This window comes from Amycolatopsis sp. NBC_00355 (assembly GCF_036104975.1).
Taxonomy (GTDB): domain Bacteria; phylum Actinomycetota; class Actinomycetes; order Mycobacteriales; family Pseudonocardiaceae; genus Amycolatopsis.
Genome location: NZ_CP107982.1, coordinates 10,034,567 through 10,051,806, shown reverse-complemented (window position 1 = coordinate 10,051,806; position 17,240 = coordinate 10,034,567). Strand labels below are relative to the sequence as shown.

General features: G+C 68.6%; 14 protein-coding genes. 4 read left to right on the top strand and 10 right to left on the bottom strand.

Going from position 1 to position 17,240, the window contains the following annotated elements; all coding sequences use genetic code 11:
- Positions 1-43 precede the first annotated feature (43 nt).
- Complete coding sequence (locus tag OHS18_RS46585) at positions 44-802, bottom strand: PIG-L deacetylase family protein (RefSeq protein ID WP_328615119.1); 759 nt, start codon at positions 800-802, stop codon at positions 44-46.
- Between the two features lie 670 nt (positions 803-1,472).
- Between OHS18_RS46585 and OHS18_RS46580 the strand changes: the two genes are divergently transcribed.
- A complete protein-coding gene (locus OHS18_RS46580) occupies positions 1,473-1,979 on the top strand; it encodes a hypothetical protein (RefSeq protein ID WP_328615118.1) in 507 nt (168 codons plus the stop codon).
- Positions 1,980-2,268: 289 nt separating this feature from the next.
- Here the strand turns inward: OHS18_RS46580 and OHS18_RS46575 are convergent, their stop codons facing one another.
- Positions 2,269-2,562, bottom strand: coding sequence for a DUF1330 domain-containing protein (locus OHS18_RS46575; RefSeq protein WP_328615117.1), 294 nt, complete (start codon positions 2,560-2,562; stop codon positions 2,269-2,271).
- A gap of 308 nt (positions 2,563-2,870) precedes the next feature.
- Positions 2,871-3,320: a MarR family winged helix-turn-helix transcriptional regulator gene (locus tag OHS18_RS46570; protein WP_328615116.1), complete on the bottom strand. Its 450-nt coding sequence runs from the start codon at positions 3,318-3,320 to the stop codon at positions 2,871-2,873.
- A 91-nt stretch (positions 3,321-3,411) separates the two neighbouring features.
- On the opposite strand from OHS18_RS46570, the gene OHS18_RS46565 reads away from it, so the two are divergent.
- Positions 3,412-4,626 (top strand): amidohydrolase family protein, encoded by a 1,215-nt coding sequence (locus OHS18_RS46565; RefSeq protein WP_328615115.1) that lies wholly within the window; start codon positions 3,412-3,414, stop codon positions 4,624-4,626.
- A 411-nt stretch (positions 4,627-5,037) separates the two neighbouring features.
- On the opposite strand, the gene OHS18_RS46560 is transcribed toward OHS18_RS46565, so the two are convergent.
- From OHS18_RS46560 to OHS18_RS48695, 3 genes are all read right to left on the bottom strand, one after another.
- Positions 5,038-7,017 carry a serine/threonine protein kinase gene (locus tag OHS18_RS46560; protein ID WP_328615114.1) on the bottom strand — a complete coding sequence of 660 codons (1,980 nt, stop codon included), beginning with the start codon at positions 7,015-7,017 and terminating at the stop codon, positions 5,038-5,040.
- A gap of 773 nt (positions 7,018-7,790) precedes the next feature.
- Positions 7,791-8,414, bottom strand: coding sequence for a hypothetical protein (locus OHS18_RS46555; RefSeq protein WP_328615113.1), 624 nt, complete (start codon positions 8,412-8,414; stop codon positions 7,791-7,793).
- 393 nt (positions 8,415-8,807) lie between these two features.
- On the bottom strand, positions 8,808-9,266 hold the full coding sequence (locus OHS18_RS48695; protein WP_442875322.1) for an integrase core domain-containing protein: 459 nt from the start codon (positions 9,264-9,266) through the stop codon (positions 8,808-8,810).
- 107 nt (positions 9,267-9,373) lie between these two features.
- On the opposite strand from OHS18_RS48695, the gene OHS18_RS46545 reads away from it, so the two are divergent.
- Complete coding sequence (locus OHS18_RS46545) at positions 9,374-11,230, top strand: serine/threonine-protein kinase (RefSeq protein ID WP_328615112.1); 1,857 nt, start codon at positions 9,374-9,376, stop codon at positions 11,228-11,230.
- Positions 11,231-11,426: 196 nt separating this feature from the next.
- Here OHS18_RS46545 and OHS18_RS46540 read toward each other — a convergent pair whose 3' ends face one another.
- The 3 genes from OHS18_RS46540 to OHS18_RS46530 all read right to left on the bottom strand — a co-directional run bounded on the left by OHS18_RS46540 (position 11,427) and on the right by OHS18_RS46530 (position 15,113).
- A complete protein-coding gene (locus OHS18_RS46540; RefSeq protein WP_328615111.1) occupies positions 11,427-12,332 on the bottom strand; it encodes a hypothetical protein in 906 nt (301 codons plus the stop codon).
- A 931-nt stretch (positions 12,333-13,263) separates the two neighbouring features.
- Positions 13,264-14,211: an SMP-30/gluconolactonase/LRE family protein gene (locus tag OHS18_RS46535; RefSeq protein ID WP_328615110.1), complete on the bottom strand. Its 948-nt coding sequence runs from the start codon at positions 14,209-14,211 to the stop codon at positions 13,264-13,266.
- A gap of 41 nt (positions 14,212-14,252) precedes the next feature.
- Positions 14,253-15,113, bottom strand: a complete 861-nt coding sequence (locus tag OHS18_RS46530; RefSeq protein ID WP_328615109.1) for an SDR family oxidoreductase — start codon at positions 15,111-15,113, stop codon at positions 14,253-14,255.
- 127 nt (positions 15,114-15,240) lie between these two features.
- On the opposite strand from OHS18_RS46530, the gene OHS18_RS46525 reads away from it, so the two are divergent.
- Positions 15,241-15,645: a winged helix-turn-helix transcriptional regulator gene (locus OHS18_RS46525; RefSeq protein ID WP_328615108.1), complete on the top strand. Its 405-nt coding sequence runs from the start codon at positions 15,241-15,243 to the stop codon at positions 15,643-15,645.
- Positions 15,646-15,828: 183 nt separating this feature from the next.
- Here the strand turns inward: OHS18_RS46525 and OHS18_RS46520 are convergent, their stop codons facing one another.
- Complete coding sequence (locus OHS18_RS46520) at positions 15,829-17,094, bottom strand: FAD-dependent oxidoreductase (protein ID WP_328615107.1); 1,266 nt, start codon at positions 17,092-17,094, stop codon at positions 15,829-15,831.
- Between the last annotated feature and the right edge of the window lie 146 nt (positions 17,095-17,240).

Sequence of the window (17,240 nt, the reverse complement as noted above, 5' to 3'; positions counted from 1 at the left end):
GAGCAGACAGGGTCTCGGGTCGCGATCACGGCTCGGTGAACGCTCAGTCCGGCACGGTTTCGGTGGAGAGCTCCGGTGGCGACTGCAGGTCGTGGGCGCGGAACAGGACGGCGTGCTCGACGCCCATGGCCTTGCCGCTCATCGCGGTGAACTTCGGGATGAAGTCTTCCGGGGCCGGGTGGTCCGGGAGCGCGGCCAGGTACGCGGCGTGCGCTTCGAGCGAGGCGATGCCGCGGCGCAGCGGCTCACCCGTGACCTCGACGCCGTGCGTCGCGAGGCCGGCGAGACCGGGGCGGATGAACCAGCGCACCGAGTGCGGTTCGAGATCCTCGTCGTCGACCTGCTCCGGGAAGACCCACCGGTTGCCCGCGTCGCGCACCGCGTCGAGCGTCGCGAGTCCGGCCGCGCGGTGGTCGGCCTGGTCGAAGCCATAGGGCGTCTCGATCTCGTAACCGGTGCCGAGGACGACGTCGGGCTTGAACCGGCGGATCTCCCGGCAGATGTCCCGGCGCAGATCGAGGCCGTAGACGAGCACGCCGTCCGGGTGTTCGAGGACGGTCAGGTGCGTGACACCGACGACAGCACAGGCGGCCTGCTGCTCGGCGACACGCAGGCGCGCGGTCTCCTCGGGAGGGTTCGGCATGCCGGCCTCGCCGCGGGTGAGCAGGAGGTAGCCGACCTCGATGCCGCGCGCGGTCCAGCGAGCAACCGCCGCGGATGCGCCGTACTCCATGTCGTCAGGGTGCGCGACGACGCAGAGCACGCGGTGGAAGGACTCCTCGGGCAGGGCCGGCAGTGTCATGTCGCCAACCTTCCACACCTCGGAACCCGCCGCCCGCCGTTCGGCCACACGGACGTTCCGCGGTTGCCGGTAAGCGCTCGGGAACCCCGACACCTCCCATCGAGGCGTGAGCTCCCCGGACCCGGCCCGGCTCGAACGGTCTGTCGGCATGGTTTCCGCGGATCCGTTACGCGCGTTGGGAAGTCGGCTCGCGACGCAGGACAACTCGACGGAAGGCCGGTGACGCCGGAGTGGATGAAACACCAACGCCGCGGGCAGGCCACCGAGCGTCCGGGCCGGACGGTCGCCGGCTCGCCACCGGCCTCACCTGGGAACTGCGCGACGAGCAGGACACCACTTGTCGCGCCCACCGACGCCACCGGCACGATCGTGCTCCTCACCGAATTCCCCATCCCCCGACCAACCACACGACGCCGAGCATCCGGCCGCGGCGCGGTCGACACCAGCACGGTGCCCGCGCATGCCGATGAGCGGATGTTCGGCGGCATCAGACCGCACGGTCGCGGCTTCAGGTCGATCGCGCACCGGAGCCGGCTCTCCGGACGTCCTCCCGCACCGCCGGCAGATGACGCGGGTCCGCCGGATCGGCGATGCCCCGGTTCCGGCGCACGCCTGATCGGAGCGCTCGCGCGTACCGTGTCAGGAGGAGGCCGACCTGGGGAGGCGCCGGATGCGTGGACGTTATTGGCTGCCGCTGTCGTACTTCCTGCTGGCGACCGGGCTGTGGCTCTGGACGGACTACTGGCCGTGGCTGCTCTGGGCGTTCCCGATCGCGCTCGTCTTCACGTTCCTGGTCGTCGTGTCCGGGTACAGCATGGAGTTCACGATCCGGCGGCGGTGGCGCGAGATGCGGAAACTGGCCGCGCAGATCGGCGCGCGCGACGGCGAGCTGGTGCGTGAGAGACGGCGGCGGTGGGCGGTCATCGGCCACCAGGCTTCGATGTACCTGCAGACCATCCGCCCCGGCACGGTGGCCGAGGTCCGGCGGGCGCTCGCCGAGCGGATCAGGGCCGCCGGGTACATGTCCCACTCCAACGGTTATTGGTGGGCCAGGACCGGCAAGATCACGCTCAACGCCACCTTCGCGACCAAGCACCCCTTCCACGTCATCCCCGAGGGCTACGTCTTCACCGAAATCCACATGGAGGAGGAGCTCGGCGGAGTTCGTAGCGGCTGAGACGGCTTGGTGACGTCGTCGACCTGAGGACCCACCGCCGGATCACCTGACTCGCAAGGAAGATCAGGCGCGTCATCGGCACCAAGTCAAGACGCGGGCTCATACCGATGAGCGAGCACAGGGCCGGCGACGGCGCCCGACATCGGCGGGACCCTGGCCCCATTCGGTGGCCAGACAGAACACGGCCCCCGAAGAACGCCTCGACCGAGCCCTGATCGCACCACTCTGTGCCGCGGCGCGGTGATCCCGGCAGTCGGCTTCGTGTTCGTCGCCGACGCGGCGTCGATCGTCAGTCGAGGCCTTCGACGATGCGGAAGTCGCGCTCGACGCCGTCGGCAAGTGCGGCCAGCGCTTCCTGGTAGGCCGCACTCGCACGTGCGGCGACCGCCTGTTCGAAGCTGTCGAACTCGATCAGGATGGTGCGCTCGGCGATGCCGGCGTCGTGTGCCACGACCCGGCCGTCGCGGACGAAGGTCCGACCGCCCGCGGCTCTGACGGCCGGACCGGCCAGTTTGTTGTAGGCAGCCAGCTTCTCGGGGTCCGAAATGGTGCGGTAGACGCTGACCCAGTAGCCCTTGGGCATGGAACCTCCAGTGTGGGGATGAGTGCATTTTGACTTACGGGCCGGTCTCGGACGAGCGCCGGGGAGCACCCGACGCTGCGGACGACGTAGTCGAAGCTCATGGCGCTCGACGTCTCGCTCGTGAGGATGACGCCGGTCACGAGCCGGGACGGTGTGGTGGTTCAGGACGGGCAGTGCCGGGTTCCGAGATCGAGGCCTTCGAGTCGATGGGCCCGTCCGAGGTGTTCGGTGCGGAACTGGTGGCCGAGGTGCGACCGATTTCTCCTCCAGCTTCGTCCCGGCGGTTCGGTCATCGATGGAAGCTGCCTTTACTCGCCGCCCGAGGCTCGGCGGCGAGACCAGGCGCCGGCGTCTGTGGCGTAGCGGACGAGGAGCCGCGCGAACTGGGTGCGTTCCTCCGGCGCCCAGGCGGCTGTGATGTCCTCGAAGGCCGCGCGCTGATCGGTGGCGAAGCGGATGCGCTCGGCCTCACCACGATCGGTGAGCTCGATCACGGTCCGGCGGCCGTCGGCCTGGGAGGCCGCCCGCCGCAGCAGGCCCTCGGCGATGCAAGCCGCGACCGTCCGGCTGGCCACCGGCTGCGCGACGCCCATCTCCGCGGCCAGCCCCCCGACGGTCATCTCGCCCGGGGCGTCGGCGACCACGTTCAGCACCAGGTTGCGAGACACGTCACGACTCGTGGCCGGGGTGCGCCGGCGCAGCCGGGACAGGGCCGGGCCGATCTGGTCCAGCAGGGCGTCTTCGGCGGAACTGCTCACCTCACAGATCGTAGTACTCCGCACATTTGCATACCAGTCATAAAGTGCATAGCATCAGGTATGTAACTGCGAGCGAGAAAGCGAGGCCGCCATGGCCACCACCGCCATCACCGGAGCCCGGGTCTTCGACGGGGAGAAGACACTGGGGGTACAGACCGTCGTCCTCGACGGCCGGAAGATCCGCCAGGTCGGCGGCGAGGTACCGGGCGGCGCCGAGGTCGTCGACGGCCGGGGCGCGACCCTGCTGCCCGGACTGATCGACGCGCACGTCCACTCCGCGCCCGGCTCCCAGGCACTGGCCCTGCGCTTCGGCGTCACCACCGAACTCGAGATGCAGGGCCTCAACACCCGCGAGAACCGGGCGCACATCACCGAGGACGACACGGTGGCCGACATCCGGTCATCCGGCTTCGCCATCACTCCGCCCGGCGGCCACCCCAGCGAACTGATGCCCGAAGGGTTCCGGCCGGCCGGCGACCTGCCGCCGGTCATGCCACTGATGCCGTTCTCCACCACCCCGGACCAGGCCGCCGCGTTCGTCCCGCAGCTCCTGGCGCGGGGCTCGGACTACATCAAGTTCATGATCGACGACGGCAGCGTCGAAGGGCACCCGGGGCTGCCGATGCTCGACCAGGCCACGCTCGACGCAGGTGTCGCCGAGGCCAAGAAGCACGGCGCCCTCACGGTGGCGCACACGCTGACCCTCGACGCCACCCGGATGGCCGCCGAAGCCGGCATCGACGGCGTCGTCCACGTGTTCATGGACCGGCCGCACACCGCGGAGCTCGTGGACCTGATCGCCGAAGCGGGCATGTTCGTCGTGCCGTGCGTCTGCCTCGACGCGTCGATGATGGGCATCACCGGCAGCGACCTCGCCGACGACCCCCGCGTCGCCCGGCGCCTCGACGGCAAGTGGGAGGAAACCCTGCGGTCCAGCTACAACCGCTATCCGCAGGGCAAGCTCGAAGACGTCCTGGAAACCGTCCGGGCACTGGCCGACGCGGGTGTGGACGTCCTGGCCGGCACCGATGCTTCCATGGCCGAGACGTTCTTCGGCGGCCTGGTACACGGAGCCAGCCTGCACCACGAACTGCAGTACCTCGTAGCGGCCGGACTGACACCCGCGCAGGCGCTGCGCGCCGCGACAGCGACCACGGCCCGCCGCTTCGGGCTCGGCGACCGGGGCCGGATCGCCGAAGGACTCCGCGCCGACCTCGTGCTCGTCGACGGCGACCCGACGACGACCATCGGCGACACGCTCAACACCCGCGCGGTCTGGCGACGGGGCGCCCGGCTCGAGCAGTAGTGCTCCGCTTTGCCGGCTGACGGCGCTCGCGTTGAGGACATCCCCATACGGAACACGCGAAACATGACCGTCCACTTGCAGGCGACTACTCACTGTCATAGCTCGTGCAGGTGGCGACGTGAGCGATCGATTTGTCACACCTCTGGCCCAGCCCGCGGTCATCGGACCGCTCAGCGGGTGCGCGGCGAGTTCCCCCGTTCGACGCGCGCAGGGCGGTGGCCGGGGACGACCCGGCCCTGTTCACCGGCGAGACGACCTACCCGTCCCTCTTCGACCAACCCTGAAGCGGAGCGCTCGGCCCGCGGCTCCGACTGTGCGATCCGGCCCGCGATCCCCTCATGCACCCGATCCGTCACCACATCGACCCAGCAAGGACGATCTACCACACGCCATCCAAATGCCATTGCAGAACTAATGCGTCAGGTAACAGAACTTCGGAACGTTCGCCAACGGGTCAGCGCCAAAGACTGAGGCCATACAGGGGGTGCCGCCACTGAAAGTTCGATACAGATAGGTGCCATTCGCGCCGAAGGCCACCGTTTGCTCGTTGGCGAAGGAACAATTCTTGGTCTCCTCAGCGCACTCGACGGGAAATCCGGCCGGCGGTCCAGTCCGGGAGTAACATTGCTTTTCTGTGCCGTAAATCGGATCGTTTCCGAACGTGCTGACGTCGCAGACGGTGGCACCGTTTGATGTACCGAAGGCGTAAGCTCCGTTTGCGCCATAGGCAACCGGCTGCGCACCCGTGACAGCACATGAGCCATTCTGGGATGCGCATTGAATCCAGGTGCCCGGCGGACCGTTCGGAGCTGTATAACAATTCTTCGGAACGCCGACCAGTGGATCACCGCCGAATGCGGTCGCGATGCAGTCGGTCTCGCCGGTGATGGTCTTGAAACGGAAGGCGCCGTTGGCGCCGAAGGCCACTTCCCGCGTTCCATCGACAGTGCAGGTGGCCTTATCAGTCGCGCAGGACGTGTACCCGCCGGGACCACCGAGCGGCGCCAGATAACACGACTTCAGGATTCCCGGGGCCGGATCACGGCCGCCGAAGGTGGCCGACGAGCACAAGGCCGGACCGGTGATCACCTGGTACGAGTACGTACCCGCGCCGAAGGCGATCACCTGGGTACCGCTCGGTGAGCAATTTTGCCCTTCGGGAGCACACAACGTGTACCCGGGAGGCAGCTCGCCGGCCCACAGCGAAGTCGCGAAGATCGATTTCGATGCGGCTGGTGGCGTTTCGGTGCTGCGGCCTGACGCGGGGGGCGGCGTTGTGCCGGCCGTGTTCCTTGGACCAGCAGCAGCCGGGTCGGTTGTGCCGCCATAGCTGTAGCCCAGGATCACTGCTGCTACCAGAATGGCGACCGCGGCTACACCCCCAGCTGCAATAGGCCAGCGCCGGCGGCCGGGTCGCCCCCGGGATGCCGGCGTGGCAGCCGGACTGGCTGTCTGCAGTGTCGAGGCAAGGGGCAATGGCACATTCTCCAACAGGGTGTGTCCGTCACCGGCCCCCGTGAGCAGCCGGCGAAGGTCAGCTTGCTGTCGCGTGACGAGTTCGTGCATCGCGGGCGGCCAAGCCGACTCCGACGGCAGGACCTCCCCGATCAACGTCAGTAGCCGGGCCGCGGTGGGCCGCTGCACCGGGTCTTTGTCCAGGCACCTGCGGACGACCTCACGTAGTCGCAGCGGGATCGCGCTGAGGTCTGGTTCGGAATGCACAACGTTGTACAGGGTCTGCAGGGCAGAGGCGCCGCTGAACGGATCATGCCCGGTACAGGCCAAAAACAGCACCGCACCCAGGCAGAACACGTCGCTGGCCGGGGTTGTCGGCTGCCCCATGACCTGTTCCGGCGACATGTATCCGGGCGAACCGACTACCTGACCGGAGCCGGTCAACGTGCTGCCGTTGCCATCGGCGGCCCGCGCGATGCCGAAGTCGATCACCCTCGGGCCATCCGCGGCGAGCAGAACGTTTGTCGGCTTGAGATCGCGATGTATCAAGCCGACACGGTGGATCTCGATCAGCGCGGCAGCAAGTCCCGCAGCCAAGCGAAAAGTTGATTCTTCCGGCAGCGGGCCGATCGCGTCCACCATCGCGCGCAGTGACGGCCCGGGCACGAACACCGAAACGAGATACGGTGCTTGCACGTCAACATCTGCGTCGATCACCGCAGCGGTATAGGCGCCGGACACCTTGCGGGAAGCAGCCACCTCGCGACGGAACCGTGACCGGTACTCGTCATCCTGGACGAACCGCGAATGCACCTGCTTGAGCGCGACCAGCCGTCCATCCGGAGCGGCGCACAGCAACACCCGGCCCATTCCCCCCTGGCCCAGTTCGGCAATCGTCCGGTACGGTCCGACCTTCGCGGGGTCGGACGTCCCCAACGGTCTCATCTCACCCTCACGATCAGTCGAACTGTGGACCAGATGTTTCGTTCCCAGGAGTACGGCCTTGTGGAAGGCATCCAGCTGGCAGACAAGAAGAAAAGCGACTTCGAACTCGAATGGACGTTCCGTTCACCTTCTCTGCAAGGATACTCACGTTGGTTCGGGCGGCCAAGTCAGCACCGCCTGGGTTGCCCTCGGACATGGGGTGCTGCCGGCGCGCCTGCCCGTTGCGGCGAAGGAACCGCAGTACGTGACGGGAGCCGAGGCTTGCGAGCCCGCGCAAGCTGAGAGGTAAAAGCCGATATCGGCCAGGCTCACCGGGGTGGACCATCGGTTTCCGACGAGAGCAACTCGCCGAGGACATCCTGGATGAGTACCGCCGACGATCGATGGCCGCGGTGGCGTAGACCGACGGGGAACGCGAGACGCTTCGACGGTGGACACGGCGGCCGGAATCGTCGCAGGCATTGGCGCAGCCGCGCGGATCGTGCTCGGGTGCGCGAACGGCGGCTCCAACCAGGATGTGGCCCGGATCGGGGGATCTTGCCGCAGACGTGGGCAAGTGGCGGCTGTTCCCCGGACGAGCCACGTCCGGGCGCCTGCGCACGATCGCCGACGAGCAGGTCGAGGAGGGTGCTGGTGGCCAACCTGGAGCGGACCCCCGTCGACGCCGCGCACTGGTCGCGGTCCGCGGTGGCGGCCGAGAGCGGACTGTCCACATTGACGGACGGCGGATCTACCCTCAGGCGGCCCCGGTGAAGGAACCGCCGTCAGATATGAATGTTCATGTCGCCCACGTACCACACGTCTTCCTTCTTCTTCACCCTCAAAGTAAGGGTGAACGAGCTCGTATCACCCGATGAGCCGATCAGCTCGAGGTCACGCAGCGTCTTGTCACCGATCTTGATCGAAGTGTCCGACACCGAGGCGGAATCGCCCTGTACGGCGACGTCGTCGACTTCGACGTTCACCTCGGGCGGCAGCGGAATGCCCGGCTTGGCCCACGAGTCGTGGAGCTGCTTCATCGCGGTGACAGCGTCACCGTCGCTCGCGCACATCTTCGCCGGGTCTCCGGCCTCTGGCGGCGCCACGGCCGCACTCGACCGGCAGGCCTTGGCATAGTCCTCGTTGAGGACCTGGGTGACCCACTTGACCACCGCGAGGCCGGCAGTATGACCGCCACTCGGGATGCTCGCGCTTTCCGAGGTCGCCGACGGCACAGAAGCGGCGACCTGACCCTGCGCCGGAGAAACCGGCACCGCAGTCCCGCTCTCCGAACCGAGTTTCCCGTTGCACGCGGTCAGCCCCAGCGAAAGACCGATTCCCACCGCCGCCAGGATTCCTGCACGAAACACGCGGCGAAGACCCACGGCACCAGACCGTTCGTTTTCCACAAGTACTCCTAGTCGACTGTCCACTGTCACCACACGCACCCTGTTCTCGTTCCTGCATTCGGTTGTACGCCCGTCCGCGTCGCCATTGCCGATGCCCGGCCGATCCGACGCGCCGCCGGCCCGACAGGAGCAGAGAGAACCCAGATCACACTGTTGCCTCGGATGCGCCGTACGTAGGTCCGGAGCTCGGCGGCATGCCCTGATCCGGGAGGTCAGTGCCGGGGTGGCGGGCATTTGCCGGTCGGGCACCAATCGAATTGATCTCCGCGTTCGAACGCGGATCCCCCGCGTAGTCACGCTGGTCCGTGCACGACCCAGCCTGCGTCGCCGCGACCGGTGCGCCCCCTCCAGAGCCACCGACCGGAGAAGCGGGCGGGCTACCCGAACACCCGGTCAGCACATCCCCCGGAGTGCCGTTCCGGTCACCACCGGCATCCCCATGCGTTTTCCGCTGGTCACCAGCCCTACTGACCTCTTCGAACCGGAGGGCGTCTTCATGGGTCTCGCCTCCTGGGTTTGTCCTGAACACCCGTAAAGACGTGCTATCGCATGCGCCGTTGCCTCGTTGCCCGATCGTGCAACGAGCGGCGCCCCTTCGTACTCGGCGGGCGGGACGTGTCCGAGTTCGCTGTGCAGGCGCTGGGTGTTGTACCAGTCGATGTACTCGACGGTCGCGATTTCCAGGTCGTCGAGACCGCGCCAGGGACCCTTGTTGTGGACGAGTTCGGCTTTGTAGAGCGAGTCGAACGCCTCGGCCATCGCGTTGTCGCAGGAGTCGCCGGTGGATCCGCCCGAGGTGACCCCGCCGGTCTCGGCGAGCCGCTGGGTGTAACGGATGGCTAGGTATTGCACTCCGCGGTCGCTGTGGTGGACCAGCCCGTCAGACCTACGCCGGCGCCAAGTGCGGAGCGTTCGATCAGCCACCAGCACGACAAGGTCGCGGCCCTCGCGGCCGGCCGGTGGTCGTCGATGCGCCACTACGTCAACGCCCAGCCTGCTCCAAGGCGCTGCTGTCCTCATTCTGTTCCTCACGGTGTTCGGCTGGGCACTGCGGCTACCCGCGTGCGCGCGCGTTTCTGGCGGTGGAGGAGGATGCGGCGGTGGCCTCCGCCGACCTGGGTACCGCGCCTGACCAGCCCGATGACGCTGGGCAAGCTCCGTCAGCGCCGCGGGTGATCGGGGGGCGTTACCGGTTGGGCGCGATGCTCGGGCGCGGCTCGATGGGCACGGTGTGGGCGGCCTACGACGAACTGTTGCGGCGGGACGTGGCCGTGAAGGAAGTCCTGCTGCCGCCGGGGATGCCCGACGGCGCGGCCATGGAATTGCGGGAACGGGCCATGCGGGAGGCTCGCGCGATCGCCGCGCTGTCGCATCCGAATCTGGTGACCGTGCACGACGTGGTCCGTCAGGACGACGAGCCGTTCGTGGTGATGGAACTGGTTCCCTCGGTCAGCCTGGCTGCGCTGATCGCCAAGCGTGGTCCGCTGGACGAGGTGCGGGCCGCCGCGGTCGCGGACGCGGTGGCCGCGGCGCTGCAGGCGGCCCACCGGCGCGGTATCACCCACCGCGACGTGAAGCCGGGCAACGTGCTGCTCGGCGAGGACGGGCTCGTCAAGCTCACCGACTTCGGCTTGGCCCGCAGCGTCTCCGAGACCACCCTCACCCACGCCGGGCTGATGATGGGCACGCCGGCCTACATCGCTCCGGAGCTGGCCAGCGGCCAGCCCACCACTCCGGCGGCGGACCTGTGGGAGCTCGGCGCCACCCTGTTCGCCGCCTTGGCGGGCCGGCCGCCCTACGACGTGAACGGCGACCCGCTGGCCACCGTGCACGCGGTCGTGCACGGTGACGTGCCGAGATTGGCAGCAGCGACCGGGCCACTGCGCGCGGTTGTCGCCGGGCTGATGGTCAAGGACCCGGCAGCGCGGATGCCACTGACCGAGGTGCGCAGGCTGGTGCGGCCCGTGCTGCCCGACCCCGGCCAGTCGCTCTGGGACATTCCCCCGGCCACGGGCGACGCCCGGGCGCTCCCCCGCGATTCCCCGCAGGGTGGAGCGTTCGCCTCGGCCGGCGGGGCCGTGTCGGCGAGCGAGCCCACTCCGTTGGCCTCCGGCCCTGGACCGCTGCCGTTCGCGGAGCCACGCGCCTCCCCGGCCGCGGAGTCCCACCACCGGCTTCGAGGCCGCGCCCTCGGGTTGGCCGCCGCTGCGCTGGCGGTCACGGCACTGGCCGTCGGTGGGATCATCGTCTTCCGGCCGACCGGCGAGAACCCTCCTGCCCCGGCCTCGACTCCCGCCCGCAGTCCTTCACCGACCCCATCCCCGAAAGCGAACTTCGTCGACCACACCGGCACCATGAGAGTGGGTGACGAGCCGGGTACGGCCTTCACTCTCAAGGTCCCCGAGACGTGGGTCGAGTACGCCGATCCACACACGAGTGATGGCCCGCCGCCGCACGTCGGCACCGTCAACTACGTCTCCCCGGACGCCCGCCAGGAGATCAGGGTCGAACGCCTGGCAGGCTTCTACGACATCAATCCCAGCACCGAGGATTACGTCGACAACCTGCTGATACTGCCGGGAGTGGTACACGACGGCGCCCAGGTGACCACGGCTGAACCGTCCTCACCTGCGACTGTGGACGTGTTCTACCGCAGCCGCGACCTCGGACCGGCCCCTGGCCGCAGCACCAAGCTCCGTGCGCTGCCCCACGGCCGGGACCTGTGGACGGTGGCGATCACCGTCCCCATCGACCACGAGCCGGACCTGCCCCGACTGTTCGCCGAGGTCGCACCCAGCTTCACACCGTCCGGCTGAAGCCCTGTGGATCAGGGCCTGATCCGACATCGACATCGTCCTGGATCCGGGGCGAATTCGGCGCAGGGATCACGTGAGCGGTGACCCCGCAGGCTGTACTCGGCGACGCACGGGCTCCCTCGCCGACCCAATTTCCGCCGGCCCGAAACCCGGCAGCCGGGCGAATTCCCGGCTGCCGGGTTTCGATTTCCTGGAATCAGGGGTGATAGATCTCCTTGACCGTGGCGATCTGGTCGTCGCCGTTCACGCTGATCTGCGCGAGCACCGGGTTGCCGTCCTTCAGCTGCTGGAGCAGCCGGTCCTGGCCGCACGGCCCGTTGCCGTAACCCTGGTCGTCGATGGTGACCGAATTGCCCGGGCACAGGGTGGCCGCGCTGAGCACCTTGCCGCCCTTCTGCAGCGGAAGCCGGTAGGTCTTGCCCTCGAGCGGCACGTAGTGGCCGCCGTCCGGACCGCCCTCCTGGCGGGTGACCAGCTGGAAGCGGACCATCTGCGCACCGGCGTCGTACCCGGCGAACTGCACCGCTTGGGTGGTGTTCGGGAACAGCCGGACCTGCCGGACAGGCGTCTTGCCGGCGCCGGTCGAGGGCCGGGTCTCCAACTGCAGGGAGCTGTTGGGCACGCCACAGACCACCGCACCCTGACTGCCGCCTGCGGAGTCCGCCTGACGGGCGCAGGTCCACTTTCCCCCGACGTCGAGAACCCGCTCGCCCGGGCCTTCGGCTTGCGGCAGTTTCTGGTAGTACTCGGTGATCACGGTGAACGCCTCGGTGCAGCCTGGCGTGGTTCCGTCGGTGGCGGCCACCGCGATCAGGTCCATCTTCGGCCGTCCCGGCGCGCCGACCTGGCCGCCGTGCTGGCTGCAGTTGACGTCGCCGTTGGGCGCGGTGCCGGAATCCGCGGCGCTGGAACCTCCGGTGGCGGCCCCCTGGCCGCCGCCGTCGGGCACCTGCTCCACGGCCGCCGCCGGCGCCGGCGTGTTCGCCGCCGGAGAACTAGTGCCCGCGGCATTGTTCCCGGTGCACGCGGAAAGCAGAGCGGTGGCAGTGAATGCCCCGGCGACCATGGCGATTTTGATTGTCTTCTTCGCGGTGAATTCCATCTCGGCGCCCCTCTTGCAGCTTTTGTTGAAGCTTTGTCTCCGAAGACGTCGGAAACGGAATCACGTTGCTCCTGGGGGCCGGCAGACCGCAGGGTTGCCCGAAAGTCCAGCTGTCCGGTCTCAACGGGCAGTACTCGGCCGGGTTCGCAACCTGGGTGCCACCCACTGAACATCCTCAGCCCCGGGGACGCATGTGCCGTCGCCGGTCGGAGTTCGGAGTGCAGGTCGTGAACCGGGCGCGGCGTCTCCACGAACTCCGTCGCGCCGTGCTCGTGCGCGGGGACGGGCGGCACCGGGGCCGGCAACGCGCCGTAGCCCCGGAAGAAGTCGACGAAGTTCTGCTCCGGCGCCGAGATGCGCACCGGTTCGACGATCACGCCGGTACTCTGCAACGCCTCGGCGGCGGCTTGCACGGTGGCGGCGACCTCGGGTCGACGGGACAGAAGCCCGGCTCGACCAGCCACCCCACTCGCAGCGGCCGCTCCAGGACCCGGCCGACACCAGCGTCCAGACTCAGCGGGCTGGTGGTGTGCTCGGCGGCGTCGGTGACACGCAAGACCAGTTTGGTCAGCAGGCGGCGGATCTCCGGTAGCGTGAATCCGATCATCGGTGCGCGCGTCGGCCGCGGACACGGGCATCGTCGCACCGAAGCCGACGTCTGGGCCTGGTCATCCTTCCGCCGCCGACGACAACACCAAGCCCGCCTCAGCCACCACAAACGACGTGGCTACCCACTCACCTGACTGCCGTTGCAGTACTGAGCCGCCGGGGTGTCTTCACACCGGACAGCTACACCTCCGCCTGTCCCTGGCAGAACAGCAAGGTCGAACGCCTCAACCGCTCGCTGCAGACCGAATGGGCCTACCGTCAGCCGTTCGCCGGCAACACCGAACGTCGACTTTGGCCGGTTTTACAGCAAACGGCACCGTCCTCATCGGAGCGGCAGGCTTTCGAGGGAGAACACCGGGCTGGTCAGCGGGGTGCCGTACAGGTAGGTGTCCATCTGGGAATTGGTCACCAGCAGCCGATCGCCGCTCACGGCGACGCCGGTCGTGGTGTCGGCGCCCGGGTAGGTGCGTTCGGAGACGACGGTGGCCCGGGTGCTGTCGCCGGAGAGCCGTACGGTGTCGACCTCGTTGTCGACCGAGCGGGCGATGTAGAGGGTGTTCCCCCGCAGCGCGATGCCGTCGGCGCTGGGCAGGGCCGGTGCGGTGATCTTGCGGACTTCGCCGGTGGCGAGGGTGAGGCGGTAGAGCGCGCCGCTGTACCAGTAGCCGATGATCAGGGACTTGCCGTCGGGGGTGGCGACGATGCCGTTGCCGTTGGATTGGCCGGCCACGTAGTCCGGGAGGCGGTAGGCCACCTGCAGGGTCCGGTGGGTGCCGGTGGCGGGGGCGTTCACCTCGGCGGCCGGGATCCGGTAGACCACGGCGCGGAAAGAGTCGGTGATGTAGACGTCCCCGCCGGGGGTGACGGCGGCGTCGTTGACGAGGGTCGGTTCGCCCGTTTCCGGCACGGTGTAAGCGGAAACGAGCTTCCCGGCGGCGGTGTAGGTGAAGAACCGGCCGGTGAAGGCGCCGGCGACCAGGAGGCGGTCGCCGGCGATCTTGATCCCGGTGGCCTGGGTGCGGCCGTCCCGACCGGCGGGCAGGAACGGGTCAAGGGTCTTCGCCCCGGTGCGGCCGCGGTAGACGGTGCCGTCGCCGATGCTGGTGGTGTAGACGTACTGGTGGTCGGCGGCGACGCTTTCGGGGAAGGCGTCGGTGCCGTTGATCGTGACCGGGTGGACCCCGCCCTCGTGGGCGGTGGCGGGAGCGGCGAGCGCGACCAGGGCGACAGCCGTCGCGACGAGGGTGATCAGGGTGGTGCGCGTGGACATCGTGGGGTTTTCCTTTCTGGTGCGGGGAAGTGTGGCCGGGGTCAGCGCAGCGCTTCGGCGACCGCGGTGGCCAGGGACGTGGTCGGGCGGCCGATCAGGCGGTTCAGGTCGCCGGACTCGGTGAACAGTTCGCCGCGACCCAGGCCCAGGTCGGCGTCGGCGAGGACGTCCGCCAGCTCGGCCGGCAGCCCCGCGCCGAGCAGCGCCGCGGCGAGTTCGTCCGCCGGCAGGTCGGTGTAGGTGATGGGCTTCCCGGTGGCGGCCGAGACCGTCGCGGCGAGCTCGGCCAAGGTGAACGCCTCGTCGCCACCCAGCTCGTACACCGCGCCGGTGTGGCCTTCAGCGGTCAGCACGACGGCCGCGGCCTCGGCGTAGTCGGCGCGGGTTGCGGCGCTGACCTTCCCCTGGCCCGCGGCTCCGATGACCGCGCCGTGCCTGCGGACCGTGGGCAGGGTGGCGGTGTAGTTCTCCAGGTACCAGCTGTTGCGCAGCACTACATGGGGGACGTCACACTGCCGCAGGTACTCCTCGGTGGCGCGATGGGTCGCGGCGAGGATCGTGGTGGCCGTGTCGGCGTGCGTCATGCTCGTGTACACCACTGAGGACACTCCCGCGGCCAGCGCGGCGTCGATCGCACGCCGATGGTGGGCGAAGCGCTCGTCCACGGGGAACGAAGCCGAGATCAGCAGCAGTTTCCCGGTACCGGCGAAGGCATCCGCGAGGCTGTCCGGATCGGCGAAGTCGGCCCGGCGCGTCACGACGCCGCGGTCGGCCAGGTCCTTGAGCGCCTCGAGGTTCCGGCCGGTCGCGACGATCCCCGAGGCGGGAACTCCACGCCGCAGCAATGCCTCGACGGTGAGCCGGCCCAGCTGGCCGGTGGCTCCGGTGACGACGATGGACACGTGCGATCCTCTTTTCCGCCGCGGCCCTTCCGCGGCACGGGTCCACCATGACTCCATGGCTTACCGTCGGGAAGTAGCCACCATTTGGTAAGGTAGCCACCTGTCGGAAAGCAAAGAGGTGGGCGTGGTGACGACCAGCAAGGCTGTGACCGAGAAGACAACGTCGTGGGACCCGTATGCGCGCGGCTGCCCCTCACGGGATCTGCTCGACCGGATCGGCGACAAATGGTCGATCCTGGTGCTGGGCGAGCTCGGCAAGCAAGGGCCGAGCCGGTTCACCCAGCTGCGCAACCGGCTCTCGGGCGTGAGCGAGAAGATGCTCACCCAAACACTGCGCGCCCTCGAGCGCGACGGCCTGGTCTGGCGGACGATCCACCCGGCGGTGCCGGTGCGCGTCGAGTACGGGCTGACTCCGCTGGGCGAAACCCTGCGGGTGCCGCTGAAGGCGCTCACGGAGTGGTCGGTGCAGCACCTGCCGGAGGTTCTCGCCGCCCACGACGCCTACGACGACCGCGACAAGCACGCCGGCTGACGTGTCGCGCGGCGAGCCGGCCGACGAGGTAGTCCCGGCCGGCCGCGAGGTTCGAGACCGACACCGACCTCGAGCGTGAGAGTGAGCAGCCGAAGCCGCGGCACTTTTCGGCCTACTGCCCGATCGCGAGGAGCATCCTCCATAGTGGACGGTCGTCTTGGTGCGCTCGACACCGGCGGCGCATCAGGACGGCGTCGGCGCACGGCGGGCGAACGCCGGTGCACGCTCCGGCCGAAATCCGACTCCGATGAGATAAGCGCCCAACGCCTGCAAGACCGGGAACCGCCGGACCGCAGCAAGCATCGGTCCCGGCGGGCCGGCCAACGTTCCGGTTCGGAGCGGGCCGGCGAGATCTGCGTGCATGATCCGCTGCAACGCCTGAACCAGCAACGTCGCCGGCAACCGACGTCGGCGCACGCCCGCGAGGTCCCTGCCACTGACTGTGCCGCGACGAAGCCGCTCAGCCAGTAGTGTCGCGGTCGCCACCGCATCCTGGATGGCCAGGTTGACACCCATACCGCCGACCGGCGACATCGCATGTGCGGCGTCGCCAATGCACAACAGCCCATCGACGTGCCACTGGCGGAGCCGGTTGAACTGGACATCCAGGTGCTTGACGTCGTCCATCGAGACCAGCTCGCCGACCCGATCGGCGTACTCCGGGACGAGTCCGGCGACCTCGGCCCGGAACGCCGCGATGCCGCGTTCCCGCAACTGCTCATCGGTCCCTTTTGGCGCGACGTAACCGATCTGGAAGTAGTCTGGCCGCGGAATGACCACCGCGAAGCTCCCCAGACCGGCCTTGCGGGTCAGCGCGCCACTCTGTTCACCTTTCCGGCGCGTAAGTCGAAACCACCAGGTGTCGAACGGAACTTCGAACTCCCTCACCGGCAGCCCCGACGCCGCACGCAGAACAGAACGACGGCCATCGCAGGCGACCGTGAGATCGGCCCGGATCTCCCCCTCGACCTGGGTACCGACACCGGACGCCGACCGGTACCGGACGCCGACGACACGACCGTGCGCCCGGACGACCGAGGTCGCCTCGGCACCCATCCGCAACCGGAACGCCGGCTCCTCCCGCCCAGCGGCGGCGAGCAGATCGAGCAGATCCCATTGAGGAACGACCGTCATGTACGGATGACGGACACCAATCCTGCTCAACAAACCGAAATCGCCGATTCGCTGCAGCCCGCCGTCCTCCCCGGGCAAAACCACCTCAGTGACCTGAGAGCGCGGCAACGCCGCGAACCGCGCGCCCAAACCCAGGTCGTCGAGCAGGTCCAGAGTTGCCGGGTGGACCGTATCGCCTCGGAAGTCGTCCAAGAAGTCCTGATGCTTCTCCAGCACTGTGACGGAAACACCGGCACGGGCAAGCAGCAACCCGAGCATCATCCCGGCCGGGCCGCCGCCGACCACACAACACGTCGTCCGCTCCAACGGAACCATCCCCTCCCCTGCCTTCCGATCCGCCGGCACCCCCGGCTGAGAGCGGAAAACGTGCCACCTTAACGCGATCGCGCCACCAACAGTGGCCACATTGCCGGGTTGCGTCGGAGTCGGGCAACCTGCGCCGACGGCAATCCGCTCGTGCA

What these genes read in the sequence shown, in the direction of transcription:
- OHS18_RS46585 (WP_328615119.1), bottom strand. Translation starts at nt 802, where the DNA reads ATGACACTGCCGGCCCTGCCCGAGGAGTCCTTCCACCGCGTGCTCTGC.
- OHS18_RS46580 (WP_328615118.1), top strand. Translation starts at nt 1,473, where the DNA reads ATGCGTGGACGTTATTGGCTGCCGCTGTCGTACTTCCTGCTGGCGACC.
- OHS18_RS46575 (WP_328615117.1), bottom strand. Translation starts at nt 2,562, where the DNA reads ATGCCCAAGGGCTACTGGGTCAGCGTCTACCGCACCATTTCGGACCCC.
- OHS18_RS46565 (WP_328615115.1), top strand. Translation starts at nt 3,412, where the DNA reads ATGGCCACCACCGCCATCACCGGAGCCCGGGTCTTCGACGGGGAGAAG.
- OHS18_RS46540 (WP_328615111.1), bottom strand. Translation starts at nt 12,332, where the DNA reads ATGGAATTCACCGCGAAGAAGACAATCAAAATCGCCATGGTCGCCGGG.
- OHS18_RS46535 (WP_328615110.1), bottom strand. Translation starts at nt 14,211, where the DNA reads ATGTCCACGCGCACCACCCTGATCACCCTCGTCGCGACGGCTGTCGCC.
- OHS18_RS46520 (WP_328615107.1), bottom strand. Translation starts at nt 17,094, where the DNA reads ATGGTTCCGTTGGAGCGGACGACGTGTTGTGTGGTCGGCGGCGGCCCG.